Annotated in this window: 23 protein-coding genes; 8 read left to right on the top strand and 15 right to left on the bottom strand. The window is 72.0% G+C overall.

The window, feature by feature from the left end:
* Positions 1 to 22: 22 nt before the first annotated feature.
* The 3 genes from N869_RS01445 to N869_RS01435 all read right to left on the bottom strand — a co-directional run bounded on the left by N869_RS01445 (position 23) and on the right by N869_RS01435 (position 5447).
* Positions 23 to 2017 carry a hypothetical protein gene (locus N869_RS01445; RefSeq protein WP_156968278.1) on the bottom strand — a complete coding sequence of 665 codons (1995 nt, stop codon included), beginning with the start codon at positions 2015 to 2017 and terminating at the stop codon, positions 23 to 25.
* 161 nt (positions 2018 to 2178) lie between these two features.
* Positions 2179 to 4116, bottom strand: a complete 1938-nt coding sequence (dnaG, locus tag N869_RS01440) for a DNA primase (RefSeq protein ID WP_035056808.1) — start codon at positions 4114 to 4116, stop codon at positions 2179 to 2181.
* A gap of 47 nt (positions 4117 to 4163) precedes the next feature.
* Complete coding sequence (locus tag N869_RS01435) at positions 4164 to 5447, bottom strand: deoxyguanosinetriphosphate triphosphohydrolase (RefSeq protein ID WP_035056805.1); 1284 nt, start codon at positions 5445 to 5447, stop codon at positions 4164 to 4166.
* A gap of 157 nt (positions 5448 to 5604) precedes the next feature.
* Between N869_RS01435 and N869_RS01430 the strand changes: the two genes are divergently transcribed.
* Together N869_RS01430 and N869_RS01425 are read left to right on the top strand one after the other, a co-directional pair.
* Positions 5605 to 6618, top strand: a complete 1014-nt coding sequence (locus N869_RS01430; RefSeq protein WP_232229562.1) for a LacI family DNA-binding transcriptional regulator — start codon at positions 5605 to 5607, stop codon at positions 6616 to 6618.
* 44 nt (positions 6619 to 6662) lie between these two features.
* A complete protein-coding gene (locus N869_RS01425; RefSeq protein ID WP_035056800.1) occupies positions 6663 to 8420 on the top strand; it encodes a glycoside hydrolase family 13 protein in 1758 nt (585 codons plus the stop codon).
* A gap of 27 nt (positions 8421 to 8447) precedes the next feature.
* Here the strand turns inward: N869_RS01425 and dusB are convergent, their stop codons facing one another.
* The gene (gene dusB / locus N869_RS01420) at positions 8448 to 9614 is read right to left on the bottom strand and encodes a tRNA dihydrouridine synthase DusB (RefSeq protein WP_035056798.1); all 1167 of its coding nucleotides are present in this window, start codon (positions 9612 to 9614) and stop codon (positions 8448 to 8450) included.
* A gap of 66 nt (positions 9615 to 9680) precedes the next feature.
* Here dusB and N869_RS01415 point away from each other — a divergent pair, with 66 nt between their 5' ends.
* Positions 9681 to 11000: a YibE/F family protein gene (locus tag N869_RS01415; protein WP_084136319.1), complete on the top strand. Its 1320-nt coding sequence runs from the start codon at positions 9681 to 9683 to the stop codon at positions 10998 to 11000.
* On the opposite strand, the gene N869_RS01410 is transcribed toward N869_RS01415, so the two are convergent.
* Positions 10918 to 12129 carry a YibE/F family protein gene (locus N869_RS01410; protein ID WP_232229560.1) on the bottom strand — a complete coding sequence of 404 codons (1212 nt, stop codon included), beginning with the start codon at positions 12127 to 12129 and terminating at the stop codon, positions 10918 to 10920. The two genes, N869_RS01415 and N869_RS01410, sit on opposite strands and share 83 nt — an antisense overlap.
* A 38-nt stretch (positions 12130 to 12167) precedes the next feature.
* Positions 12168 to 13553 (bottom strand): glycine--tRNA ligase, encoded by a 1386-nt coding sequence (locus tag N869_RS01405; RefSeq protein WP_035056796.1) that lies wholly within the window; start codon positions 13551 to 13553, stop codon positions 12168 to 12170.
* A 137-nt stretch (positions 13554 to 13690) separates the two neighbouring features.
* On the opposite strand from N869_RS01405, the gene N869_RS01400 reads away from it, so the two are divergent.
* Genes N869_RS01400 through N869_RS01380 form a run of 5 tightly spaced genes read left to right on the top strand, consistent with a single transcriptional unit; the run spans position 13691 to position 17404 of the window.
* Positions 13691 to 14794 (top strand): metal ABC transporter substrate-binding protein, encoded by a 1104-nt coding sequence (locus tag N869_RS01400; RefSeq protein ID WP_035056850.1) that lies wholly within the window; start codon positions 13691 to 13693, stop codon positions 14792 to 14794.
* Positions 14785 to 15573, top strand: coding sequence for a metal ABC transporter ATP-binding protein (locus N869_RS01395; protein ID WP_052104834.1), 789 nt, complete (start codon positions 14785 to 14787; stop codon positions 15571 to 15573). The genes N869_RS01400 and N869_RS01395 overlap by 10 nt, the downstream gene beginning before the upstream one ends.
* Entirely contained in the window at positions 15573 to 16490 is a 918-nt protein-coding gene (locus N869_RS01390) for a metal ABC transporter permease (protein ID WP_408606334.1), read from the top strand. The genes N869_RS01395 and N869_RS01390 overlap by 1 nt, the downstream gene beginning before the upstream one ends.
* Positions 16490 to 16882, top strand: coding sequence for a Fur family transcriptional regulator (locus N869_RS01385; RefSeq protein WP_035056791.1), 393 nt, complete (start codon positions 16490 to 16492; stop codon positions 16880 to 16882). Before N869_RS01390 ends, N869_RS01385 begins: the two co-directional genes overlap by 1 nt.
* Positions 16883 to 17404, top strand: a complete 522-nt coding sequence (locus tag N869_RS01380) for a DedA family protein (protein ID WP_052104833.1) — start codon at positions 16883 to 16885, stop codon at positions 17402 to 17404.
* Here the strand turns inward: N869_RS01380 and N869_RS01375 are convergent.
* The 9 genes from N869_RS01375 to N869_RS01335 all read right to left on the bottom strand — a co-directional run bounded on the left by N869_RS01375 (position 17343) and on the right by N869_RS01335 (position 25554).
* A complete protein-coding gene (locus N869_RS01375; protein WP_035056841.1) occupies positions 17343 to 17690 on the bottom strand; it encodes a VOC family protein in 348 nt (115 codons plus the stop codon). The two genes, N869_RS01380 and N869_RS01375, sit on opposite strands and share 62 nt — an antisense overlap.
* Positions 17691 to 17700: 10 nt before the next feature.
* Positions 17701 to 18546 carry an isoprenyl transferase gene (locus N869_RS01370; RefSeq protein ID WP_035056788.1) on the bottom strand — a complete coding sequence of 282 codons (846 nt, stop codon included), beginning with the start codon at positions 18544 to 18546 and terminating at the stop codon, positions 17701 to 17703.
* Positions 18546 to 19277 (bottom strand): DNA repair protein RecO, encoded by a 732-nt coding sequence (gene recO, locus N869_RS01365; protein ID WP_035056786.1) that lies wholly within the window; start codon positions 19275 to 19277, stop codon positions 18546 to 18548. Before recO ends, N869_RS01370 begins: the two co-directional genes overlap by 1 nt.
* A gap of 51 nt (positions 19278 to 19328) precedes the next feature.
* Positions 19329 to 21113: a 2-isopropylmalate synthase gene (leuA, locus tag N869_RS01360; protein ID WP_052104832.1), complete on the bottom strand. Its 1785-nt coding sequence runs from the start codon at positions 21111 to 21113 to the stop codon at positions 19329 to 19331.
* Between the two features lie 169 nt (positions 21114 to 21282).
* Complete coding sequence (locus N869_RS01355; RefSeq protein WP_035056784.1) at positions 21283 to 22776, bottom strand: alpha/beta hydrolase family protein; 1494 nt, start codon at positions 22774 to 22776, stop codon at positions 21283 to 21285.
* A gap of 27 nt (positions 22777 to 22803) precedes the next feature.
* Positions 22804 to 23727 carry a GTPase Era gene (era, locus tag N869_RS01350; protein ID WP_035056782.1) on the bottom strand — a complete coding sequence of 308 codons (924 nt, stop codon included), beginning with the start codon at positions 23725 to 23727 and terminating at the stop codon, positions 22804 to 22806.
* Positions 23724 to 24182, bottom strand: coding sequence for an rRNA maturation RNase YbeY (gene ybeY / locus N869_RS01345; protein ID WP_035056780.1), 459 nt, complete (start codon positions 24180 to 24182; stop codon positions 23724 to 23726). Before ybeY ends, era begins: the two co-directional genes overlap by 4 nt.
* Positions 24179 to 25189, bottom strand: coding sequence for a PhoH family protein (locus N869_RS01340; protein WP_035056836.1), 1011 nt, complete (start codon positions 25187 to 25189; stop codon positions 24179 to 24181). Before N869_RS01340 ends, ybeY begins: the two co-directional genes overlap by 4 nt.
* A complete protein-coding gene (locus tag N869_RS01335; protein ID WP_035056778.1) occupies positions 25186 to 25554 on the bottom strand; it encodes a histidine triad nucleotide-binding protein in 369 nt (122 codons plus the stop codon). Before N869_RS01335 ends, N869_RS01340 begins: the two co-directional genes overlap by 4 nt.
* Between the last annotated feature and the right edge of the window lie 146 nt (positions 25555 to 25700).

The raw sequence follows: 25700 nt of genomic DNA, 5'->3' as shown, positions 1-25700 counted from the left end.
CTCGGGGCCCTTCTCCGTCAGATCAGGAGGACACCCTCCTCCAGGTACCGCAGCCGATGGTGTCGAACCCCTTGTCGCTGGCACGCACCCGCACCCGGTGACGGTAGGGCTCCTCGGTGATGTCGTACTCGATGATGTCGCCCATGGTCCCGTTGAAACCGCTGAGCCGCGCCCAGAAGCACGGCTCGGAGCTGCTGTAGGCCTCGTACACCCCGGGCCGGATGTGGACCCCCACGGCGTGGATCCCGTCACCCATGCTGGAACGCGGCTCGCCGAGTGCAGTGAGACGCGTCCAGGAGCCGCAGTCCTGGGTGTAGAAGTAGCGGTCGGTGGCAGAGACGCGCACGATCTGGCGACCGAAGCCCCAGCCGTTGGTGATCACACCGCTGGAGGACGACCCCGAGTTGGTCCGACGCTCCCAGTAGCACAGGCCGGTGGTCCCGCTGGACATGTAGGTGCCTGCAGGCAGGGCGGCTCCCACCCGGTGGGTGCCGTCACGGGAGATCACCGCGGCCGGCCGCTTGACCTTGGCGGTGGCGGAGCTGGTGCGGGACCGGGTCGTGAACCCGCTGCGCTTGCCCGTCACCGTCACCGTGATCTTCGCGTTGTAGTCCGCGCCCGTGAGCTTGTAGCTCGACCTCGTCGCACCGCTGATCGCCTTGCCGTCCCTCTTCCACTGGTAGCTCAGGGTCGCGGCGGGTGACCAGGCCGCCGTGGAGGCCTTGAGGGTGGACCCCACCCGCGCGGTGCCGGTGACCTTGGGAGCCGGTGCCTTGGTGAACGCCCGGGTCACCTTCGCCGTCGCCTTGCTGGTCTTCGACGCGGTCGTGTACCCGTCGCGCGTGCCCTTCACGGTGACGCTCAGACGCTTGCCCCTGTCGGCCTCGACCACCCGGTAGGTGCTCTTGGTCGCGCCCTTGATCGCCTTGCCGTCACGCTTCCACTGGTAGGTGCGCTTCGCGCTGGGCGACCAGGTCCCCGGGACGGCAGTCAACGTGGACCCGACCTGCGCGGTGCCACGCACTGTCGGCGTGGGTGCGCTCAACGTGCCCCGGCCCACCGTGGCGGCCGCACTGGTGCGCGTGAGCGTCGTGAAACCGGACCGCTTCGCGGTGACCCGGACGGTCAGCTTCTTGCCCAGGTCGGCGACCACGGGCCGGTACGACGAGGACGTGGCCCCCTTGATCGGGGTGCCGTTGCGCCGCCACTGGTAGGTGAACGTCGCACTCGGGCTCCAGGAGCCGGGCCTGGCCTTCACCGTGCTTCCGACGCGCACCGCACCGGACAGGGTCGGCGTCGGGGCCGTGGAGAACGTACCGGCCTGGACCTGACGGCCGTCGCTGGTACGGGTCTGGGTGACGTACCCGTCGAGGGCGCCCCGGACCTCGACCGACACGGTGGTGCCGCGGTCGGCGGCCACCAGCGTGTAGGTGCTTCCCGTGGCACCGCTGATCGGGGTGCCGTCGCGCAACCATCGCACGGTGACCGCGGCCTCGGGCTCCCACCGTCCCGCGGCGGCGGTCAGCGTCTGCCCCACGCGCCACGTTCCCGCCACGGTGGGGGTGGGCGCGACCACGAACGCGCCTGCGCCCACAGGCCCCGAGGTGGTCGCGCTCACGACGAGCACCTCGCCGTCGACGGACGTACCTGTCACCGTCGCGGTCACGACCTGGCCGTACACGCTCGCGGGGAGCACCCAGGTCAGGTCCTGGGACAGCACGGTGCCGCCCGCGGTCGTCCAGGTGACGCTCACCGGTGCCGCGATGTCGAACGGTGCGGCGATCTCGACGTCGAGGGTGCCGCCGACCACGAGCTGCCCGACGAGGCGGACTCCGCCGTCGGTGACTTCCTGCTGCTCGACGTCCGGCTCGAGGACGGGACCGCTCCCGGCCTGCGCCGACGCCGGGCCAGCGGGCGTCATCAGGGCGGCGGCCAGGGCCATGGTCAGGGCCAGCGCAGGTAGGCGCCGTCGACCTGGGACGGCTGGGCTGGTGGGGGTGTTCAGGGCGCGAGTCATCACGGCCCCTTTCTCATGTTCTCCCGGTTCCGACGACCGGCGGCGATAAACCTAGGGCCTGCGGCCCCCCGTGGACAGGGACCAGGCCCGTTTCAGGCTGGGCCGAACGGGTGAACTTCCTGAGGTGCGCACCGGCGCCCGGATGACCAGACCGGTGGGCGTCACCCCTGGGCGTGCTCCCGGACCGCACGTCGGCGTTGCTCGAGCGCGACCAGCTCAGCGAACGCCTGCTGGTAGGCGTCGGCCTCCTGGACGGCGTCCATGCGCTGCAGGCGGCCCCGCGCATCAGCGATCTGCCTGGTCAGGCCAAGGTCCAGGAGGGCGGTGAGGACACCATCGACGTAGTCGGGCAGGGCGTCGGGACGGTCCTCGGGCAGTGGGGTGACGGCGAGCTCGGTCACCAGGGAGGCGAGCGTCGAACCCGCCTCGGCATGCACGCGCTCCACCCACCGGGCATCGGCGCCCCCCACTCCCCCGGCCGCACGAACGGCCTCGTGGACGGCCCGCAGCGCCGGCACGGTGAACGCGTCGGGGGCGAGCTGGTCGAACGTCACGGCGTCGACCATGTCCGGGTGCTGCAGGACCGACTCCAGGACGTTGCGCTCCAGACGCGCGACGGGGTCGACCCGGTCCGGGCCGGTGGGACGGTTCGACGCACCCGAGTGCTCCCCCCCGGGGCCGGGCACGGCAGGGGCACCCCGGTCGCGGGAGTGTGTCTCGCCGTGGTTGCGGCCGGCGGCACGCTCCGCGGCGGTCACGGCGCGCCGCACCGCCTCCAGCTCCATCCCGAGCCAGCCGGACAGCATCCGCGCGTACTCCGGCCGCAGGGCCGTGTCCCTGATCCCGGCGACCACAGGGGCGCACGCCCGCAGCGCCGCGACCCGGCCTTCCGCGGTGTTCAGGTCGTGTGCGCGCAGCGTCGAGCGGATCACGAACTCGAAGAGCGGCTGGCGTCCGGCGACCAGGGCCCGCACGGCGTCCGGCCCGTGCTCCTGCCGCAGCTCGCACGGGTCCATGCCCGACGGCTCGACCGCCACGAACGTCTGGGCGAAGAACCGCTGGTCCTCACCGAACGCGCGCATCGCGGCCTTCTGACCGGCTGCATCCCCGTCGAACGTGAAGATGACCTCACCGCCGAGCGACGTCCCTGACGACAGCTGCACACCTGCGCCGGCCGATCCGTCGCCCAGGAGCCGGCGCACGACCCGCGCGTGGTCCGGCCCGAAGGCCGTCCCGCAGGTCGCGACCGCGGTCGGGACGCCCGACAGGTGCGCGGCCATCACGTCGGTGTAGCCCTCGACGACCACCACCTGCCGGGCCCGGGCGATCTCACGCTTGGCCAGGTCGATCCCGTACAGGACGTGGGACTTGCGGTACAGCGCCGTCTCCGGGGAGTTGAGGTACTTGGGCCCCTGGTCCTCGTCCAGCAGGCGTCGGGCCCCGAAGCCCACGACGTCACCGGTCACGTCCCGGATCGGCCACACCAGACGTCCCCGGAACCGGTCGTACAGGCCCCGGTTGCCCTGACTCATCAGACCCGAGGCGGTGAGCTCCGCCTCGGTGTAGCCCCTGCCCCTCAGGTGCCGCAGCAGGTGGTCCCAGCCCTGCGGGGCGAACCCGACACCGAACCGCTCGGCCACCCCTCGGTCGAAGCCCCGCTCGGCGAGGAACGTCCGTGCCGGTCCGGCACCGGGTGTCAGCAGCTGCTCGGCGTAGAAGGCGGCAGCGGTCCGGTGGGCCTCCAACAGGCGCTGACGACGGCCGGGCTCCTCCCCCGGGCGGGTCGGCCCGCCCTCCTCGTACCGGAGCTGCACGCCCACACGGCCGGCGAGGTGCTCGACGGCCTCCGCGAACGGCAGGGCGTCGATCTTCTGCACGAACGAGATGACGTCCCCGCCCTCGCCGCACCCGAAGCAGTGCCACAACCCGACCTGCGGCCGGACGTGGAAGGACGGGGAGCGCTCGTCGTGGAACGGGCACAAGCCCTTCTGGGAGTCCACGCCGGCGGGCTTGAGGGCGACGTGCTCCCCCACGACCTCCTCGATCCGGGCACGCTCACGGACCTGCGCCACGTCCTCGCGTCGGATCCGTCCTGCCACGTCGTGAGTCTAGGCCGGGTCGGTGACCGTCCACGCCGCCGGGACCGTCACCGCACGTGGGTCCGCGAGCGCGAGGGGACGAGGCGGACGTGCCATTCGGCCGCGCTCACGTCGGTCAGGGAGGCGACCTGGTCGACGACCACCCGCAGGCGGGCGTCGTCGTCGTGGGCGGCGCGGTGGTCGGCGGCGAACGGGGGTTCGAGTGCGTCGGGTCCTCGGGTGCGGAGCACGTCGACGAGCTCGGCGACGACCTCGCGCTGGCGGCGGTACAGGGGCTCGGACTCGCGTGGGGCCATGACGTAGGTGACGGCGAGTCCCTTCAGGACGAGGATCTCGGCCTGGGTGGTGGTGGGTACCACGAGTCGGGCGTCGTACCGGGTGAGAGGGCCCGGGCCGTAGCGTGCGCGGGTGGCCCCGATGGCCGCGCCGCAGAAGCGGCCGATGAGCTGGCTGGTCAGGTCCTTGAGTGCGGCGAGGCCGCGTCGGGACCCGTCGTGGTGGCGGACCCATGCGGGGTCGGAGCGCAGCCGGTCCATGGCGGCGTTCAGGTCGTGCTGGTCGTGGGCGCCGTACCAGGCGGCGACCTCGTCCAGGACCTGGCGGCGGCACCCGGGGTCGTCGAGGACCGCGAGGTCCAGCCGTCCGCCCACGACGGCGTCCTCCACGTCGTGGACGCTGTACGAGACGTCGTCGGCGAGATCCATGACCTCGGCCTCCAGGCAGCGGACGTGGTCCGGTGCCCCGTCGCGGAGCCAGGTGAAGACCTCGGTGTCCTCGGTGTAGACCCCGAACTTGGTGCCGGGGCGCCCGTCGTGACGTGGTGGTGCGGCGTCCAGGGGCCAGGGGTACTTGACGGAGGCGTCCAGGCTGGCGCGGGTGAGGTTGAGGCCGACGGCGCGTCCGGTCGTGACGTCGACGGCTTTGGGTTCCAGGCGGGTGAGGAGGCGCAGGGTCTGGGCGTTGCCCTCGAATCCGCCGATCCCGGTGGCGAGCTCGGCGAGTGCTCGTTCCCCGTTGTGCCCGAAGGGGGGGTGCCCGAGGTCGTGGGCCAGGCATGCGGTGTCCACGACGTCGGGGTCGCAGCCCAGGGCCTTGCCGAGCTCGCGGCCCACCTGGGCGACCTCGAGGGTGTGGGTGAGGCGGGTGCGGACGAAGTCGTCGCTGGAGGGGCCCAGGACCTGGGTCTTGGCTCCGAGGCGCCTCAGTGCGGAGGAGTGCACGAGCCGGGCGCGGTCGCGTTCGAACGGGGTGCGCTGCTTGCTCTTGGGGGCTTCGGTCGCCCACCTCTCCCGGTCGGCGTCGGTGTAGTTGCCACGTGGGTGTGCCGGCACGGTGCAAGCGTAGTTGGGGTCGCACCGCGGGCTCCGGACGGGCGGGGCCCAGGGACCCCTGCAAGGTGTTACCGTAAATTTCAGCGCGGTGCGCCGGACTCGTTGCACCGGGCCCCTCGACCGACGAGGAGGTCGTGTGTCCTCTACGCTGCCGCAGGTGCGCACCCGTCTGAAGGACCTCGCCGAGCAGGCCGGGGTCAGCACCGCGACCGTCTCGCGGGTGCTCAACGGCAAGCCCGGTGTCGCCACCGAGACGCGTACGGCGGTGCTGGCCGCCCTGGACGTGCTCGGGTACGACCGGCCCGAGAAGCTGCGCACCCGGTCCGAGGGCCTCGTGGGGCTGGTGGTGCCCGAGCTCGACAACCCGGTGTTCCCCGCCCTGGCGCAAGCGGTCGAGACGACGCTCTCCGAGCGCGGCTACACCCCTCTGCTGTGCACCCAGTCCCCCGGTGGCACCACCGAGGACGAGTACGTGGACATGCTGCTCGAGCACGGCGTGGACGGCATCGTGTTCATCTCCGGACGCCATGCCGACGAGTCCGCCGGCCGGGACAGGTACCACCGCCTGACCAGCCGGGGCCTGCCCATCGTCCTGGTGAACGGGTACGCCGACGGTGTGGACGCACCTTCGGTCTCCACCGACGACGCCGTGGCCGTGGAGCTCGCGGTGCGGCACCTGGCCTCCCTGGGCCACCGTCGCATCGGTCTGGCGATCGGCCCCGACAGGTACATCCCGGCACGGCGCAAGCGCAGCGCCTTCACGCGCGCCATGACCGCCGTGGCGCCGGACACCGACCCGGACGACCACGTGGTCACCACGCTGTTCAGCGTCGAGGGCGGTCAGGCCGCAGGTGAGGAGCTGCTCGACCGGGGCCACACGGCGATCATCTGCGGCTCGGACATGATGGCCCTGGGAGCCATCCGGGGCGCACGGGGCCGGGGCCTGTCCGTTCCGGAGGACGTCTCGGTCGTCGGGTTCGACGACTCCCCGCTCATCGCCTTCACCGACCCGCCCCTGACCACCGTCCGCCAGCCCGTGGGGCCCATGGGACGCGCGGCCGTCAGCGCCCTGGTCTCCGAGATCGGCGGCGCGAAGGTCCCCCGCACCGAGCTGCTCTTCCACCCCGACCTCATCGTGAGGGGCTCCACCGGCCCCGCCCCACCAGGCTGAGGACAGTCCTCGTCCCCCACCTGACCCGACGGAACGGATGACCCGTGGCCACCACCCAGCCGACATCGACGACGACGACCCTGGTGCACCGCGCCACGTCCGGAGCCGCCGAGTGGTGGCGGACCGCGGTCATCTACCAGGTCTACCCACGGTCCTTCGCCGACGCCGACGGCGACGGCATCGGCGACCTCCCTGGCATCACCAGCCGGCTGCGGCACCTGGCCCGGCTCGGCGTCGACGCCGTGTGGCTCTCACCCTTCTACCGCTCCCCCCAGCACGACGCCGGGTACGACGTGGCCGACTACCGGGACGTGGACCCCGTCTTCGGCACCCTGGCCGACGCCGACGACCTGCTGGCCACCGCCCACGACCTGGGGATCCGGGTGATCGTGGACCTCGTCCCGAACCACACCTCCGACGAGCACCCGTGGTTCGTCCAGGCGGTGGCGGCCGGCCCCGGGAGCCCCGAACGCGCCCGGTACGTCTTCCGCGACGGGCGCGGGACGGACGGCGAGCAGCCACCGAACAACTGGACGTCGGTGTTCGGCGGACCGGCGTGGACGCGCCTCACCGAACCCGACGGCACCCCCGGCCAGTGGTACCTGCACCTGTTCGACGTGCACCAGCCCGACCTGGACTGGACCAACGACGAGGTCCGCGAGGAGTTCCGGTCCGTCCTGCGGTTCTGGCTGGACCGGGGCGTGGACGGGTTCCGGGTCGACGTCGCCCACGGCCTGGTCAAGGCCGAGGGCCTGCCCGACTGGGACGGGACCTCGGCCATGATCGACGGCGCCCACGAGGGGACCACCGGGTCTGAGGACGGGGCCACGGGCGCCGGGAGCACAGGCCCCATGTGGGACCAGGACGGGGTCCACGAGATCTACCGGGACTGGCACTCGGTCCTGGCGGAGTACGACGGGGACCGCTGCCTGGTCGCCGAGGCCTGGGTCGAGCCCCTCGCACGGCTCGCGGCCTACGTCCGCGACGACGAGATGCACCAGGCGTTCAACTTCTCGTTCCTGACCACGCTCTGGTCGGCCGACGCGCTGCGCCGCGTGGTCACCGAGTCCCTCGAGGCCAACGACGAGGTCGGGGCGCCCACCACGTGGGTGCTGTCCAACCACGACGTCGTCCGCCACGCCTCCCGGCTCGGGCTGGCCACACCCGGGGCCAAGCCCAACGGCATCGGTGCACAGGACCCGCAGCCGGACGAAGAGCTCGGCCTGCGCCGGGCCCGCGCCGCGACCCTGCTCATGCTCGCCCTCCCCGGGTCGGCGTACCTGTACCAGGGGGAGGAGCTGGGCCTGCCCGAGCACACCACCCTCGACGACGACGAGCGCCAGGACCCGACCTGGTGGCGATCGGGGCGCACCGAGCGCGGCCGTGACGGGTGCCGCATCCCCCTTCCGTGGACAGCCGACGAGCCGGGCCACGGGTTCTCCCCCACCGGCGCCACCTGGCTGACCCAGCCCGACTCGTTCGCCCGGTACGCGCTCGACGCCCAGCGCGGCGTCCGCGGCTCCACCTACGAGACCTACCGGTCCGCGCTGCGCCTGCGCCGGGAGTTCCGGCTCGGCAGCGGCTCCCTGGCCTGGGTGGACGGACTGCCCGACACCGCGCGAGGATCGGTCCTCGCGTTCGTCAACCGGGAGATCCTGGTGGTGACGAACCTGGGGCCCGAGACCCTGCGGCTGCCGGCGGACCTGCAGCTCGTCCACGCCTCCCAGGACCTCGCCGTGGCCGAGGACGACGCCGTGCTCGTCCCGGCCGACACCACCGTGTGGGCACGTCTGGGCCGCTGACCGACTGCTGACCGACCCCTGACCGGCTCAGCCGCCCGAGACGCTCAGCTCGGCCTCCCGCAGGGCGCGCTCGAAGTCGGCCCCCAGCTCGCGGGAGTCCAACCACCCCTGCGGGAGCAGCGGGCGCTTGGGCGACCCCGCCCGCCCACGCTGGCCCTCCGCCCCGGCCCCCGGGTACGGCTGCTCCAGGTCCAGCAGGCCCAGGAGCTCGTCGAGCCGGGCCAGGGAGTCCACCAACCCCAGCTGGGCACGCAGCTCACCACCGACCACGTACCCCTTGAAGTACCAGGCCATGTGCTTGCGCAGCTCACGCAGGGCGCGGGCCTCGTCCTCGAGGTCCTCCACCATCAGCTCGGCGTGGCGCCGGACCGTCGCAGCGACCTGCGCCATCCCCGGACGCACCCGTACCGGTGACCCGTGGAACGCCGCAGCGAGGTCGGCGAACAGCCACGGCCGCCCCTGGCACCCGCGCCCGACCACCACGCCGTCGCACCCGGTCCGCCGGACCATCTCCACCGCGTCCTCCGCCGACCAGATGTCACCGTTGCCCAGCACCGGGATGTCCGTGACCGCCTCCTTCAAGGTCGCGATCGCGTCCCAGTCCGCCGTCCCGGAGTAGTAGTCCGCCGCCGTCCGTGCGTGCAGCGCGACGGCCGCGACACCGGCATCCTGGGCGATCAGCCCCGCCTCGACGTAGGTCAGGTGCTCGGCGTCGATCCCCTTGCGCATCTTCACCGTGACCGGCACCCCGCGCGGCGCCGCAGCCTGCACCGCAGCCGTCACGATCGCGGTGAACAGGCCCCGCTTCCACGGCAGCACCGCACCCCCGCCCTTGCGCGTCACCTTCGGCACCGGGCACCCGAAGTTCAGGTCCACGTGGTCGGCCCGGTCCTCGTCCACCAGCATCCGCACCGCCGCACCCACCGTCGCCGGGTCCACGCCGTAGACCTGCACCGACCTGGGCCGCTCGTCCTCGTCGTGCCGGATGATCCGCAACGACTCCGGTGTGCGCTCCACCAGAGCCCTGGAGGTCACCATCTCGGCGACGTACAGCCCGGCGCCGTGCTCCCGGCACAGGCGCCGGAACGCACGGTTGGTCACCCCCGCCATCGGTGCCAGCACCACCGGGGTGTCGACCGTCAACGGACCGATCCTCAGGGGCGGAAGGACGTTCGCGCTCGTCTGCTCACTCACCGCCCCATTCTCCACCGGCCCCGCCGCGTCTTGGCCCCCGGGCTACCCACGGGAGAGGATCGCGACGTGAGCGAGCACCCGCCGGCCCCCGTCCAGATGTCCCGGACCACCGCCATCCTGCTGGCCGTGCTCCTGCCGCTCGGCACCCTGACCGTCGTGGGGCTGATGGCCCTGTGGCCCACCGGTGAACGGCTCGTCACCGGCATCGTGGACGTGGAAACCGAGTACCCCACCGCGGTCGTGGAGACCACCGTCGCCGAGACCTGCGCAGGCACCGGTGAGGACCGTCGCGCCGACGGCTCCATCCCCGGTGAGGTCGCCTGCACCTTGGTGACCGCCCAGGTCGACACCGGCGACGCGGCCGGGCGCACCGTCGAGGTGTGGGCACCGGCGACCGTCCGCGCCGACGAGGTGCCCGCCGGGACCAGGATCGTCCTGGCCCGCTACGTCGCCACCGCCGACGAGCCGGAGGTGTGGGCGTGGCAGGACTTCGCCCGCGGCATCCCCCTGACCGCGCTCGCCGTCGCGTTCGCCGTGGTGGTGACCGCCGTCGCCGGCTTCAGGGGGATACGGGCCCTGATCGGTCTGGCACTCGCGTTCGTCGTGATCGCCGTCTTCATGATCCCCGCGCTCCTGGAAGGCCGCGACCCCCTGATGGTCGGGCTCACGGGGTCCTCGGCGATCATGTTCGTGGTCCTGTACCTGGCGCACGGTTTCTCCAGACGGACCACGGCCGCGCTCCTGGGCACGATGGCCGGCCTCGGGGTCACCGCGGTCCTGGGCGTCGTCGCCGCCCACACCGCCCGCCTGACCGGCATCTCCACCGAGGAGGGGTACCGGCTGGCGATGCTCACCGGGAACCTCGACGGCCAGGCGTTGCGCGGCCTGTTCCTGTGCGGGGTGGTGCTCGCCGGGCTCGGCGTCCTGAACGACGTGACCATCACCCAGGCCTCAGCGGTGTGGGAGCTGCGCGCCGCCGACCCGAACGCCACCCGGACCGACCTGTTCAAGGGCGGGATGCGCATCGGCCGGGACCACATCGCCTCGACCGTCTACACCATCGCCTTCGCGTACGCGGGCGCGGCGCTGCCGATCCTGCTGCTGCTGAACATCTACCAGATGCCCCTGGGCCAGACCCTCGGGAGCGGAGAGTTCGCCGAGGAGATCGCCCGGACCCTCGTCGGCTCCATCGGGCTGGTCCTCGCGATCCCACTGACCACCGCGATCGCCGCACTCGTCGTCACCCGCGAGGCCGCGCTCCAGGACCAGGGCGCGCACGGGCACGGTCACGGCCACGCTGGGTTCACGGCGCCGGCGGCGCAGGTTCAGCAGACTGCTCCGGGTCCTGACCGGCAGGCACGTCCTGGGGACCCGGACCAGCGCTGACCACCACAGCGGCGAGGGCGGTCGTGATCGGGATCGCGAGGACCAGCCCGATCGACCCCACCAGGGTGCGCACGACCTCCTCGGCGATCTCACCCGCGGTAAGGGTGTGCAGCAGCGGCTGGTCGTACAGGCTGATGAGGAGCATCACCGGCAGGGCGGCGCCCACGTAGGCGAAGGCGATGGTGTAGACGGTCGAGGCGATGTGGTCCCGGCCGATCCGCATACCGCGGCTGAACAGCTCCAGCGGCCCCATCCGCGGAGCGATCGCCTTCAGCTCCCACACCGCTGAGGCCTGGGTGATGGTCACGTCGTTCAGGACGCCGAGCCCGGCCAGGATGATCCCGCACAGCACCACCCCACGCAGGTCGACCGCGGGTGCGTGCAACGGCACCAGCATCGCGTCCTCACCGGTGCGGCCGGTCAGGTGCGCCGCACCCGTCGCCCATGCCGCCATCACCGCCGTCAGGCCCAGACCCAGCAGCGTGCCCAGCAACGCCGTGGTCGTCCGTGCACTGAACCCGTGGGCCAGGTAGAGGACCACGAACATCGCGGCCGAGGCGGTCACGACCCCCACCGCGAGCGCGGGTTGGCCGGACAGGAGCGCGGGCAGGGTGAACACGCCGATCACCCACAGGGCGACCCCGAGCCCGGCGAGGGCGGCGAGGCCGCGCCAGCGCGCGACCAGCACCACGAGCACGGCGTAGACCACGGCCAGGATGCCGATGGGGACGTCGCGGACGTGGTCGGCGTAGGCGTAGGGCACCTGGGCGTCGGCCACGTCCCCGATGGACAGGACCCTGATCCGGTCACCGGTGGCGATCCCGGCAGCGACCACCTCTGGCGGGACGTACACCAGGCCCATGCCGTCGTCGAGGTCGACCTCGAGCAGCCCGGCCTCGGGCAGCACGCGCAGGACCTCTCCCTGGAGGTAGGAGGAGCCCGGGTCGACGGTGGGGATGCGGTCGACCCGGTCGTCGGCGCCCGGCCAGAGCGCCACGACACCGGCGACGGTCGCCAGGAGCGCGGGCAGGACGGCCAGGGCGAGGATGAGCCGGACCCGGGCCGACGCGCGTGGCGCCGGCCCGTGGGCGTGGGCCATGGCGGTCGGTGTGGGCGCGAGGTCGCTCACACCGTCCTGTGCCCCCCGCTCGGGTCCGTGCACGGGCCTCAGGCGCCCACGAGCCGGGCACCGAGGTAGGCGGTGACCTGGTCCAGGCTGACGCGCTCCTGGCTCATGGTGTCGCGCTCGCGGACGGTGATGGCCTGGTCCTGCAGGGAGTCGAAGTCGACGGTCAGGCAGAACGGGGTGCCGATCTCGTCCTGGCGCCGGTAGCGGCGGCCGATGGCGCCCGCGTCGTCGAAGTCCACGTTCCACAGGCGGCGCAGGTCGGTGGCCAGGTTGCGGGCGACCGGCGAGAGGTCCTCGTGGCGTGACAGGGGCAGGACGGCGGCCTTGACGGGTGCCAGGCGGGGGTCCAGGCGCAGGACGGTGCGCTTGTCGACCCCGCCCTTGGCGTTGGGGGCCTCGTCCTCGGCGTAGGCCTCGACGAGGAACGCCATGAGGGACCGGGTGAGACCGGCTGCTGGCTCGATGACGTAGGGGACCCAGCGTTCGCCCTTGGCCTGGTCGAAGTAGGACAGGTCCTGACCGGAGTGCTTGGTGTGGGTCTTGAGGTCGAAGTCGGTGCGGTTGGCGATGCCCTCGAGCTCGCCCCACTCGCTGCCGGTGAACCCGAACCGGTACTCGATGTCGACGGTGCGGGTGGAGTAGTGGGAGAGCTTCTCGGCAGGGTGCTCGTAGTGGCGCAGGTTGTCGCGTGCGATGCCGAGGTCGACGTACCAGTCGGTGCGTGCGTCGATCCAGTACTGGTGCCACTCGGCGTCGGTGCCGGGCTCGACGAAGAACTCCATCTCCATCTGCTCGAACTCGCGGGTGCGGAAGATGAAGTTGCCCGGGGTGATCTCGTTGCGGAAGGACTTGCCGATCTGGCCGATGCCGAACGGGGGCTTCTTGCGGGCGCTGGACATGACGTGCCCGAAGTTCACGAAGATGCCCTGGGCGGTCTCCGGGCGCAGGTAGTGCAGGCCGGACTCGTCCTCGACGGGACCCAGGTGGGTCTTGAGCATCATGTTGAAGTCGCGGGGCTCGGTCCACTGCCCGCGGGTGCCGCAGCCGGGGCAGGGGATCTCGGCGAGGCCGCCCTCGGGGGCCCGGCCCTTGCGCTCCTCGAACTCCTCGAGCATCTGGTCCTCGCGGTACCGCTTGTGGCAGCTGAGGCACTCGGTGAGGGGGTCGGTGAAGACGCCGACGTGGCCGGAGGCGATCCAGACCTGGCGGGGCAGGATGACCGAGGAGTCCAGGCCGACGACGTCGTCGCGGCTGGTGACCGTCGACCGCCACCACTGGCGCTTGATGTTCTCCTTGAGCTCCACGCCGAGGGGGCCGTAGTCCCAGGCGGAGCGGGTGCCTCCGTAGATCTCGCCCGAAGGGAACACGAATCCGCGTCGCTTGGCGAGGCTGATGACGGAGTCGAGACGGGAGGGTGCAGGCACGACGGGCTCCAGTGGACGTGGCGGGTCCGCACGTGGCTCGCGCGGACAGGACGAGGCGCGCTTGCGCCTGGGTGCGCGACCAAGGCTACCGGCGCTGCGCTTGACAACCGTTCTCATCCAGTTTGAGAATGATGCTCATGTCCCCCGTTTATCGTCGTGCCCGCTTGCTGCCCGTCGCGATCCTCGCCGGCTCCGCCCTGGTGCTCTCCGCCTGCGCCGGGCAGGAGGAACCGGAACCTGCGGCCCCGCCTGCCGCCGAGCCGCAGGAGACGGTGCCCGAGATCGAGACCATCGACGTCCTCGCCTCGTTCTACCCGCTGCAGTACGTGGTGGAGCAGGTCGGTGGCGAGGCCGTGTCCGTCGGCGCGATGACACCCCCGGGGATCGACCCGCACGACCTGGAGCTCTCACCGCGGCAGGTGCGTGAGATCGGCGAGGCCGAGGCCGTGGTGTACCTGAGCGGTTTCCAGCCGGCCGTCGACGACGCGGTCGAGACGCGCGCACCGGCGCACGTCCTGGACGTCGCCACCACCGAGGCGGTCGCCGCCCACATGGACCCTGAGGACGACGACCACGGCCACGACGACGACCACGGCCACGACGACGAGCACGGCCACGAGGACGACGACCACGGCCACAGCCATGACGACGACCACGGGCACGACGACGGCCACGGCCACGAGGACGACGACCACGGCCACGGCCACAGCCACGACCACGACCACGGGGACGACCCGCACTTCTGGCTCGACCCCACCCTGATGGCGGCGGTGGGCCACGACGTGGCCGAGCTGCTCGCCCAGGCCGACCCCGACCGCGCCGAGGACTACCGGGCGCGCGCCGAGGCGCTGGCCGCGGACATGGACCAGCTCGACCAGGACTTCGCCGAGGGGCTCGCCGACTGCGAACGGCGGACCGTGGTGGCCGCCCACGAGGCCTACGGGTTCCTCGCCGAGCGCTACGACCTGGAGCAGGTCGGGATCTCGGGCCTGGACCCCGAGGCCGAGCCCTCCCCGGCGCGTCTGCGCGAGATCCGGGAGGTCGTGACCGAGCGCGGCGTCACCACCATCTTCACCGAGGACCTCATCAACCCGCGGGTCGCGGAGGTCCTGGCGGCCGACCTCGACGTCACCACCGAGGTGCTCCACCCCCTGGAGACCGAGGTGGACGACGGCACCGACTACCGTGAGGGCATGGAGCACAACCTCGAGGTCCTGCGGACCGCGCTCGACTGCGCGTGACACCAGCGGTCCAGGCCGCAGGACTCGGCGTCAGCCTCGGCGGCTCACGCATCCTGCACGACGTCGACCTCACCGTCCACGACGGTGAGGTCGTCGCGTTGCTCGGGCCCAACGGTTCGGGCAAGTCCACCCTCGTCCGCGCGCTCGTCGGCGTGGTGCCCCACGACCGAGGGCAGATCCACCTGCTCGGCGCTCCGTTGGGCCCCAAGGTCGCGTGGGACAGGGTCGGGTACGTGCCGCAACGCATCAGCGCCGCCACCGGGGTCCCGTCCACCGCGCGCGACGTGGTGGTCTCAGGCACGCTGCACCGACGCCGGCTCGTGCCGCCCCGAGGCGCACGCCGTCGCGCCGACCAGGCCCTGGCCGACGTCGGGCTCGCAGACCTGGCCGGACGGCCCGTCAGCGAGCTGTCCGGTGGCCAGCAGCAACGGGTCCTGATCGCACGGGCACTGGTCAGGCAGCCACGGCTGCTCCTCCTCGACGAGCCGGTCGCGGGGGTGGACCTGCCCAGCCAGGAGGCCTTCGCCCGCACACTCGCGGCCCTGGCCGGACAGGGCACCACCATCCTGGTGGTCCTGCACGAGCTCGGGGCGCTCGCCGGGCTCGTCGCACGGGCCGTGGCCCTGCGGCACGGCCGTGTCGTGCACGACGGCCCACCCCCGCCCGCGCGGGACGAGCACGCCCGACCCGGCCACGACCACGTCCACCCCCACGAGGGCGACCACCCCACCACTGCCGACGGTGACTTCAGCGCCACCCTGCGATGGAGGTCCACGTGATCGACGAGCTCGTGTGGATGTTCACCGACCCCCTCATGCGCCGCGCGCTCGTCGTCGCGGCGCTCGTGGGCCTCACCGCCCCCGTCATCGGGACCTACCTGGTGCAGCGCCGGCTCGCGCTGCTCGGCGACGGCATCGGCCACGTCGCGCTCACCGGCGTGGCCGCCGGGTGGCTCGTGGGCAGCGTCGCCGGGCTCACCCCGCACGACGCCCTGGCCATACCCGGGGCCGTGATCGCCGCGATCATCGGGGCGGTGACCATCGAGCTCGTCCGCGAACGCGGACGCACCGGTGGCGACGTGGCGCTCGCGCTGCTGTTCTACGGCGGGATCGCCGGTGGCGTGCTCATCATCTCCCTCGCCGGCGGCACCAACGCCAACCTGGTGGGCTACCTCTTCGGCTCCATCTCCACCGTCACCAGCAGCGACGTGTGGACCACAGCGCTGCTCTCGGTGCTCGTGCTCACGGTCGGGGTGGGGCTGCGCACCGCCCTGTTCGCGGTCTGCCACGACGAGGAGTTCGCCCGCGCGGCCGGGATGCCCGTGCGCGTCCTCAACATCACCATCGCGGTCGTCGCGGCCCTGACCGTCACCGTCGCCATGCGCGTCGTCGGTGTCCTGCTCGTCAGCGCGCTGATGATCGTCCCGGTGGCCGCCGCACAGATGGTCACGTCCTCGTTCCGCCGCACCATGACCACCGCCATGGGGATCGGTGTGGTCGTGTGCCTCACCGGGCTGTCGGTGACCTACTGGCACGACGTGTCACCCGGCGCGACGATCGTGGTTCTGGCGATCGGCGTCTACGCTGCTGCTGCAGGCGTCCGTGGGTTGCGGGGCAGACTCGGGCGTCGAACGCCCGGCGACCCCCACCCCCACCTCGCCGACGACGTCCAGATAGCGGCCCCCGGAGGACGATGATGCAGCGGATGACCCGCCAGCGCTCGGCGGTGACCGAGCTGCTGGCCGATCTCGACGACTTCCGCTCCGCACAGCAGCTGCACGAGCTCCTGCGCGCGCAGGGCCAGGGCATCGGCCTCGCGACCGTCTACCGGACCCTGCAGTCGCTCGCCGACGGCGGGGAGATCGACGTCCTGCGCTCCGAGGACGGCGAGGCCCTCTACCGGCGGTGCGAACGCCAGGAGCACCACCACCACCTCGTGTGCCGACGGTGCGGCGCCACCGTCGAGATCGACGGACCCTCGGTCGAGACCTGGGCGGCCCAGGTGGGCGCGCAGCACGGGTTCGCCGACATCGAGCACACCATCGAGCTGACCGGCACCTGCGCCACCTGCACCGGCACGGAGACCTGAGTGCCGCAGTGGGTCCAGGAGGGGCCGTTCGCGGTCCTGTACACGTTCCTGCTCGTGGTGGTGTTCTTCCGCGCCCAGGGCACCTACTGGGTGGGGCGCGCCGCCGCGGCGGGCACGCTCCGGTCCCGCTGGGCCCGCCTGTTCTCCAGCCCGCAGATGGAACGCGCCACGGCCGCGATCGACCGCTGGGGGCTACCGATCATCCCCCTGTCGTTCCTGACCGTGGGGTTCCAGACCGCGGTGAACGCCGGCGCCGGGTTCCTGAGGCTGCGCTGGTACCGGTACACCCTGGCCATGATTCCCGGGTGCCTGGCCTGGGCACTCATCTACAGCCTGGGCGGACTCGCCGCCTTCCAGGCGGGCAGCGCCCTGCTGGCCCGATCCCCCTGGGCCCTGGCCGCCGCGGTGGCCCTCGTCGCGGCCGTCCTCTACGTCCTGGTGCGGGTCCGGCACCAGACCGTCAGTGAGCCTGGGACACGCAGAAGTGGTTCCCCTCAGGATCCGACATCACGACCCAGCTGAACGCCGGGGTGCCATGACGGGCCACCTCCAGGGCACCGTCGCCCAGCAACCGGCCCACCTCCACGTCAGGGTCGTTGGACCCCAGGTCCAGGTGGACGCGCCCCTTGCCCGGTGAAGGGTCCTCGACCTTCTGGAACCCCAGGCGAGGGCCGTGGGCCACCTGCACCATCACGAACTGCCCGTCCTGGTCCATGACGACCTCACCGCCCAGCTGCCTGGCCCACCACTGGGCCAGGGCCCGGGGGTCGCGCGCGTCGAACGTCACCATCTCCACCATCAGGTCCATGCGTCGCACGCTACTGGCTGTCCACTGACGGTGCTGACGGTGCTGACGGTGCCGACGGGACGTCCACAGCTCCCCCGTAACGACGGTCCCGCCTGGCATAGGTGTCGACCGCCCGCCACAGGTGGCGGCGGTCCACGTCCGGCCAGTACTCCTCCAGGAACACCAGCTCGGCGTACGCCGCCTGCCAGATCATGAAGTTCGACGTCCGCTGCTCCCCCGAGGTGCGCAGGAACAGGTCGACGTCCGGCAGGTCCGGCTCGTCCAGGTGACGGGCCACGGCACGCTCGTCGATCCGCTCCGGGTCCAGACGGCCCGCCGCGACCTCCCTGGCCAGGGCCTTGGCGGCGTCGGCGACCTCCGCCCGACCCCCGTAGTTCACGCACATCGTCAACGTGCACACGTCGTTGCCGCGCGTCAGGTCCTCGGCCTGCTCCAGCTCGGCGATCACCGACCGCCACAGGCGCGGCCGACGACCCGCCCACCGCACCCGCACCCCCCACGCGTGCATCGTGTCGCGTCGGCGCCGCAGCACGTCCCGGTTGAACCCCATGAGGAAGCGCACCTCCTCCGGTGACCGCTTCCAGTTCTCGGTCGAGAACGCGTACGCCGACACGTGCCGCACACCGATCTCGATCGCACCGGCCACCACGTCCAGCAGCGCCGCCTCACCGGCCTCGTGACCTGCCGTACGAGGCAGGCCCCGGGCGTTGGCCCACCGGCCGTTGCCATCCATCACCACGGCCACGTGCTGCGGCACGAACGCCGCGGGGATCGCCGGCGGCCGGGCGCCGGAGGGGTGCGGGGGCGGGGCCTGGACCGGTTCGGTGCGGCGCGGACGTCGTGCTGGACGTGGCATCAGACCCTCTCGACCATGCGCAGGGAGCGCAGACCGCGCTCCAGGTGGAACTGGCAGAACGCTGCGACCAGGCCGTTGCCCTCACGCCGGTGACGTTCCGTGCTCGCGTCGGCGGTCTCCCAGTCACCCGTGAGCAACGCCGCCAGCAGGTCGAGGGTCTCCGGCGCCGGCGACGTGGCCCCCGGCGGTCGGCAACGAGGGCACATCGCCCCACCGCTGCCCACCGCGAACGCCCGGTGCGGACCCGTCGCGCCGCACCGGGCGCAGTCCACGAACGACGGTGCCCAACCCGCGACCGCCAGTGCACGCAGCAGGTACGCGTCCAGCACCAGCCCGGGAGCGTGGGCGCGGTCCGCCAGCGTCCGGACCGCCCCGGCGAGCAGCGCGAACTGCGGAGGCGCCGGCTCACGCTCGTCCTCCACCAGGCGGTCGGCCGTCTCCAGCATCGCCGCACCAGCGGTGTACAGGGCGTAGTCGGCGCCGATGGCCCGGGCGTACGGACCGATCGTCTCCACCTGGGTCACGACGTCCAGGTTCCGGCCCCGGTGCAGCTGGACGTCGATCAGCATGAACGGCTCCAGGCGCGAACCGAACCGGGACGACGTCCGTCGCACGCCCTTGCCCACCGCCCGCACCTTGCCGTGGTGGCGTGTCAGCAACGTGACGATGCGGTCCGCCTCACCCAGCTTCTGGGCACGCAGCACCACGGCCTCGTCTCGGTACAGGCTCACCGGACCATCCTCCCCCAGAACCCGGGCCGCGACCGCCGACGCGCGCCGGGCTCAGCGGTGGGCGCGGTTCACCGCCGAGATGATGGCCCGGAACGAGGCGGTCGTGATCGACGGGTCGATCCCCACCCCCCACAGGACGGTGTCGCCGACCTTGCACTCGACGTACGCCGCCGCGGTCGCGTCACCACCGGTGGACAGGGCGTGCTCGGCGTAGTCCAGGACCTCCACGCGCTCACCGACATGCTCCAGCGCGTGCAGGAACGCGTCGATCGGGCCGTTGCCCTCACCCTCGAGGGTGCGCTCCACCCCGTGGTCGACCAGGTCCACCGAGAGACGGTCCGGGGCGTCCTGACCGCTGGAGGTGCGGCTTCCGCGCAGCGCGAACCGGCCCCACGGGGCGAGCCCGCTGCCGGGCTCGACCGGCAGGTACTCGTCGGAGAAGATCCGCCACAGGTCCTGCGCGGTGACCTCCTGCCCGTGGCTGTCGGTGAACACCTGCACCGCGCGGGAGAACTCGATCTGCAACCGTCGCGGCAGGTCCAGGTGGTGCTCGGTGCGCATCAGGTACGCCATGCCGCCCTTGCCCGACTGGGAGTTCACCCGGATCACCGCCTCGTAGGAACGGCCCAGGTCACGCGGGTCGACCGGCAGGTACGGCACGGCCCACACGAGGTCGTCCACGTCCACGCCCTTGTCGGCGGCGCGGGTGGCCATCGCGTCCAGGCCCTTCTTGATCGCGTCCTGGTGGGACCCGGAGAAGGCGGTGAAGACCAGGTCTCCCCCGTACGGGTGGCGCTCGGGCACCGGCAGCTGGTTGCAGTGCTCCACGGTGCGGCGGACGTCGTCGATGTCCGAGAAGTCGATCTGCGGGTCGATGCCCTGGACGGCCAGGTTCATCCCCAGGGTCACCAGGCACACGTTGCCCGTGCGCTCACCGTTGCCGAACAGGCAGCCCTCGATGCGGTCCGCCCCCGCCAGGAACCCGAGCTCGGCGGCCGCCACCCCCGTGCCGCGGTCATTGTGGGGATGCAGGGACAGCACCACGTCCTCACGGTTGGCCAGGTTCCGGCTCATCCACTCGATCGAGTCCGCGTAGACGTTCGGCGTGGCCATCTCGACGGTCGCCGGCAGGTTGATGATGACCTTGCGGTCCGGGGTGGGTTCCAGGACCCCCAGCACCTCGTTGCAGATGCGGGCCGCGAACTCCAGTTCCGTCCCGGTGTAGGACTCCGGGGAGTACTCGTAGTAGACGTCCGTCCCCGGGATCGTCTCCTCGTACTTGCGGCACAGACGTGCGCCCTCCAGCGCGATGTCGACCACGCCGTCCTGGTCGGTGCGGAACACCACGTCCCGCTGCAGCACCGACGTGGAGTTGTACAGGTGGACGATCGCCTGGTCCGCCCCGGCGATCGCCTCGAACGTCCGCTCGATCAGGTGCTCACGGGACTGGGTCAGGACCTGGATGACGACGTCGTCGGGGATGCGGTCGGACTCGATGAGCATCCGCACGAAGTCGAAGTCCGTCTGGGACGCCGAGGGGAACCCGACCTCGATCTCCTTGTAGCCCATGCGCACCAGCAGCTCGAACAACCTGAGCTTGCGCTCGGGGTTCATCGGCTCGATCAGCGCCTGGTTGCCGTCCCGTAGGTCGACCGCGCACCAGCGGGGCGCCTGGGTCATGCGCCTGCCGGGCCACGTCCGGTCCGGCAGGTCGACGGCGATCTGGTCGTGGTACGGCAGGTACTTGTGCACGGGCATCGGCGAGGGCTTCTGCGCGTTCCGCACCGCGTAGGGCACGGTGGCCGCGTCCCGGGGCCCGGGTGTGCTGCTGCTCATGGTTCTCGTCCTTCTGGTGGGCTGTCAGGGCTGACCGGCACACCGCACCACCGCGACGAGGGACCGGTCGGTCAGGCCTCGCCGCGGCGACGAAGGAGCAGCGCTCGCTGCGTGGTCGCACGCACCCGCCCACTGTACCCACGATGTCGCCGGGATCACAGGTGCGCCCTCACACCAGCGCCGGGAACACCCCCCAGTAGGCGGCCGAGAGCAGCAGCATCACCGCACCGCCGACCGTGCTCGCCAGGACCCACTCCCCGGCCGTACCGCGCGCCGCCGGGACCCCGCCGCGCCGCCGACCGTCCAGGATCCGGTACACGAGCACCACCCCTGCCAGTACCGTCACCACCCCGAGCATCCGCAGGGCGAACCACCCGCCCTGCACCACCGCCACGCTCGTGCGGTAGTTCTGCGCCAGATGGGCCACCGTCAGCAGGTACACCGCGAGGGCGGCGAACGTCACCACGCACCCCGCGCCCAAGGTGATCAGCGGCGCACGTACCCCCTCGGCCATCATCGTCCCGGGACGCCGGAGCACCCGGCGCACGGCCCACACCACCGGCCCGGTGGCGACCGCCAGGAACGAGGCCACGAGGCTGACGACCAGCAGGTCGCCCTCGGCATACCAACGGGGCCGCTCCACCGGTCCGGCGACGAACCGCTGGTACGGCTCGGCCCCCGCCACCCTCGGCTCTGCGCCCGCCGAGTGCGGCAGCGCCTGCACCCAGTGCGCCAGGTCACGGACGAAGTCCTCGCACAGCTCGCCGTCGATGCGCATCCCGTGGTTGGCGTCCCGGTAGTAGCGCAGCGTCCAGTCCTCGTTGCCCGCCACCTCCAGGTCCGCCACCAGCTGCAGCGGCGCCTGGACGATCGGCATCGCCTCGTCCCCGGTGCCGTAGCCGATGAGCACCGGTTGGCGCATGCGCTGCTGGAAGGGCCGGACGTCGAACCGCGTGTACTCGAACCCACCACCGGGGATCTCCATGCCCACGAACCTGGGGATCGACCTCAGGAGCGAGTCCGGCACCCCGATGTTGCGCAGGTAGGAGTCGACCGCGAACGCCGCCTGCTGGCGCGGCGGGACCACCGGGGCCGCAACCAGCACGGTGAACGCCACCGACGGGTTGTCGGCGGCCATCAGCGGCACGATCCACCCGCCCTCGCTCTCGCCGTACACGCCCACACGGTCCGGGTCGACGCCGGGGAGGTCCCGCAGCAGCTGCACGCTGCGCAGGTAGTCGTTGGCCATCGCCGGGTACTGACGGTCCCTCGTGGTGTAGGTGTCCAACCGCTTGTCCGGGACGAGCGTGACCACACCCGCCGAGGCGAGGGCATGGGCATGATCCACGAAGGCGTCCTCGAAACGTCCCGTGCCCGCACCATGGACGAACACCACCCCGGGTCGCGGGCCCTGGGCCCCCAGGGGCTGGGCGACACGCGCCTGGACGTCATGACCGGTCAACGACACGTCCACCACAGAGGTGGCGACCTCGTAGGTGCCCACCGGGTCGGTGACCACACCCACGTCGATCGTGGTGTCAGCGGTGGCGACGTCGACGGTCTCGGTCAGGGGCACCGGGTCCCACCCCGGGCCCGAGACCGCACCGACCAGACCGAGGCCCACGACGACGCCGGCCGTCGTCAGGGCGATCCGGTAGCGCACCAGCCGGAGTGTAACCAGCGCCCCCGGTCAGAAGCCCAGACGTCGGAGCTGGCGAGGGTCGCGCTGCCAGTCCTTGGCGACCTTCACGTGCAGGTCCAGGAACACCCGGGCACCGAGCAGCGCCTCGATCCCCTGCCGCGCGCGCGTGCCCACCTCCCGCAACCGGGAGCCCGCCTTGCCGATCACGATCGCCTTCTGGCTGTCACGCTCCACGAAGAGGTGGACCCGCACGTCCAGGAGCGGACGCCCCTCGTCACGGCCCTCGCGCGGGACGATCTCGTCCACGACCACCGCCAAGGAGTGGGGCAGCTCGTCACGCACCCCGTCCAGAGCGGCCTCCCGCACCAGCTCGGCGACCATGACGGCCTCCGGCTCGTCCGTGAGCTCACCCTCCGGGTACAGCGCCGGGCCCTGGGGCAGGTGCGACACCAGGACGTCGACCAGGGTGTCGACCTGGAACCCGTCCACGGCGCTCACCGGCACGATGTCGTCCCACTCCCCCAGTCCGTCCACCGCCATCAGGTGCTCGGCCAGTCGCCCCCTCGGCACCAGGTCCGCCTTGGTCGCGACCGCCACCACCGGCGTGCTGGACCGGCCCCGTCGCAGCTCGGCGAGCTGAGCCGCGATGTACCGGTCACCCGGCCCGACGCGCTGGTCGGCCGGCATGCAGAAGACCACCACGTCGACCTCCGCCAACGTGTCCCGGACGAGGTCGTTGAGCCGCTCGCCCAGCAGGGTCCGTGGTCGGTGCAGACCGGGGGTGTCGACCAGGACCAGCTGGGCGTCGTCCCGGTGGACGATGCCCCGGACCGTGTGCCGCGTCGTCTGCGGACGACCGGAGGTGATCGCCACCTTCTGGCCCACGATCGCGTTGGTCAGCGTCGACTTGCCCGCGTTGGGTCGCCCGACGATGCACGCGAAACCCGACCGGAAACCGGGGCCGGCGTTCACGAGGGCCTTCCGGCCAGGAACGTCAGCAGCAGGCGACGCTGCAGCGCGAACATCTCCTTCTCCTCCTCGGGCTCGGCATGGTCGTACCCCAGCAGGTGCAGGATCCCGTGCGTGGTCAGGAGCAGCATCTCCTCGGTGGCCGAGTGACCGGCACGCGCCGCCTGCCCGGCCGCGACCTGGGGGCACAGCACCACGTCACCCAGCAGTCCGGGCGGGGACGGGTGGTCGGCGGAGCCGGGGCGCAGCTCGTCCATCGGGAACGACAGCACGTCGGTGGGGCCGGGCTCGTCCATCCACTGCACGTGCAACCCGGTCATCACCTCGGTGTCGACCATGAGCACCGACAGGTCGGTCTGGGGGTGGACGTGCATCTCGTCCAGGACGTACCGGGCCAGGGCCGCGAACTCGGCCTCGTCCACCTCGACCCCGGACTCGTTGTTGACCTCGATGCTCATGCCCGCCCTCCTCGGTCCGGCTGCGGCCGCCTGGCGTCGAACGAGGCGTAGGCGTCGATGATGTCGCCGACCAGTCGGTGACGGACCACGTCCTGCGAGGTCAACCTGCAGAACGCGACGTCGTCGACCCCCGACAGGATCTCCTCCACGACCCGCAGCCCCGACGTCGTGCCGCCCGGCAGGTCGACCTGGGTCACGTCACCGGTCACGACCATCGTGGAGCCGAAACCGAGTCGGGTGAGGAACATCTTCATCTGCTCGGTCGAGGTGTTCTGGGCCTCGTCCAGGATGATGAACGCGTCGTTCAGGGTGCGCCCCCGCATGTACGCCAGGGGCGCGACCTCCACCGTCCCGGACTCCATGAGCCGGGGGATCGAGTCCGGGTCGACCATGTCGTGGAGCGCGTCGTACAGCGGCCGCAGGTACGGGTCGATCTTCTCGCTCAGGCTCCCGGGCAGGAACCCCAGCCGCTCCCCCGCCTCGACGGCCGGGCGGGTCAGGACGATCCGGTTCACCTGCTTGCCCTGCAGGGCCTGGACCGCCTTGGCCATCGCCAGGTAGGTCTTCCCGGTACCCGCCGGGCCGATGCCGAAGGTCACCGTGTGGCGGTCGATGGCGTCGACGTAGCTCTTCTGCCCGACCGTCTTGGGTCGGATCGTCCGCCCCCTGCTGGACAGGATGTTCTGGGTCAGGACCTCGGCAGGGCGGCTCGCCTGCGCAGCCGTCAGCATCGCCACCGCCCGCTCCACCACGTCCGCGTCCAGGCCCGTGCCGGCCGCTGCGACCTCCAGCAGCTCGTCGATCAGGCGCGCGACCAGCCCGACCTCGGCCGCGGGGCCACGCAGGGTGATCTGGTCACCGCGTGCGTGCACCGCGACGGTCGGGAAGCCCTTCTCGACCGCGCGCAGGACCTCATCCCCGGGACCCAGCAACGCGACCACGGGTAGGTCGGCCGGGACGAGGATGCGGTGCTCGATCTCGGTACCGCTGGGCACGTGCCGGGTCACGCCGGGCTCCACCCCAGCCCCGTGCCGCCGATCACGTGCCCGTGGACGTGGAACACCGACTGCCCGGCCGTCGGCCCGGTGTTGAAGACCAGTCGGAACTGTCCACCCGACTCGTCGGACGCCACCTGCTCGGCCAGGCCCACCATCGCGGCGAGGAGTTCGGGATCCGCGGCGGCGAGCTGCGCGACGTCGGCGTGGTGGTCGCGGGGAACCACCAGGACGTGCAGGGGCGCCTTCGGCTCGATGTCACGGAAGGCGAGCGCACGCTCGTCCGATGCGACCACCGTCGCGGGGACCTCACCGGCGACGATGCCGCAGAAGACGCAGTCCGGGGCTGTGAGCGACGGCTCGGCGGTGGTGGGCACCCACCCAGCCTAGTGCCCGAGCGCGACGGCGCCCGAGCACGACCCCGGTCCGTGCTGTCCCCGGCGCCTCAGCCCCACCGGCCCAGGCGTTGGGACAGCACGGCGACCGCGACCGGCCCGGCGGTCGAGCTGCGCAGGACGTGCGG

It is taken from the genome of Cellulomonas bogoriensis 69B4 = DSM 16987 (assembly GCF_000767165.1).
Lineage (GTDB): Bacteria > Actinomycetota > Actinomycetes > Actinomycetales > Cellulomonadaceae > Actinotalea > Actinotalea bogoriensis.
The sequence above is the reverse complement of the archived record's forward strand: the minus strand, read 5'-3'. Positions and strand labels throughout refer to the sequence as shown.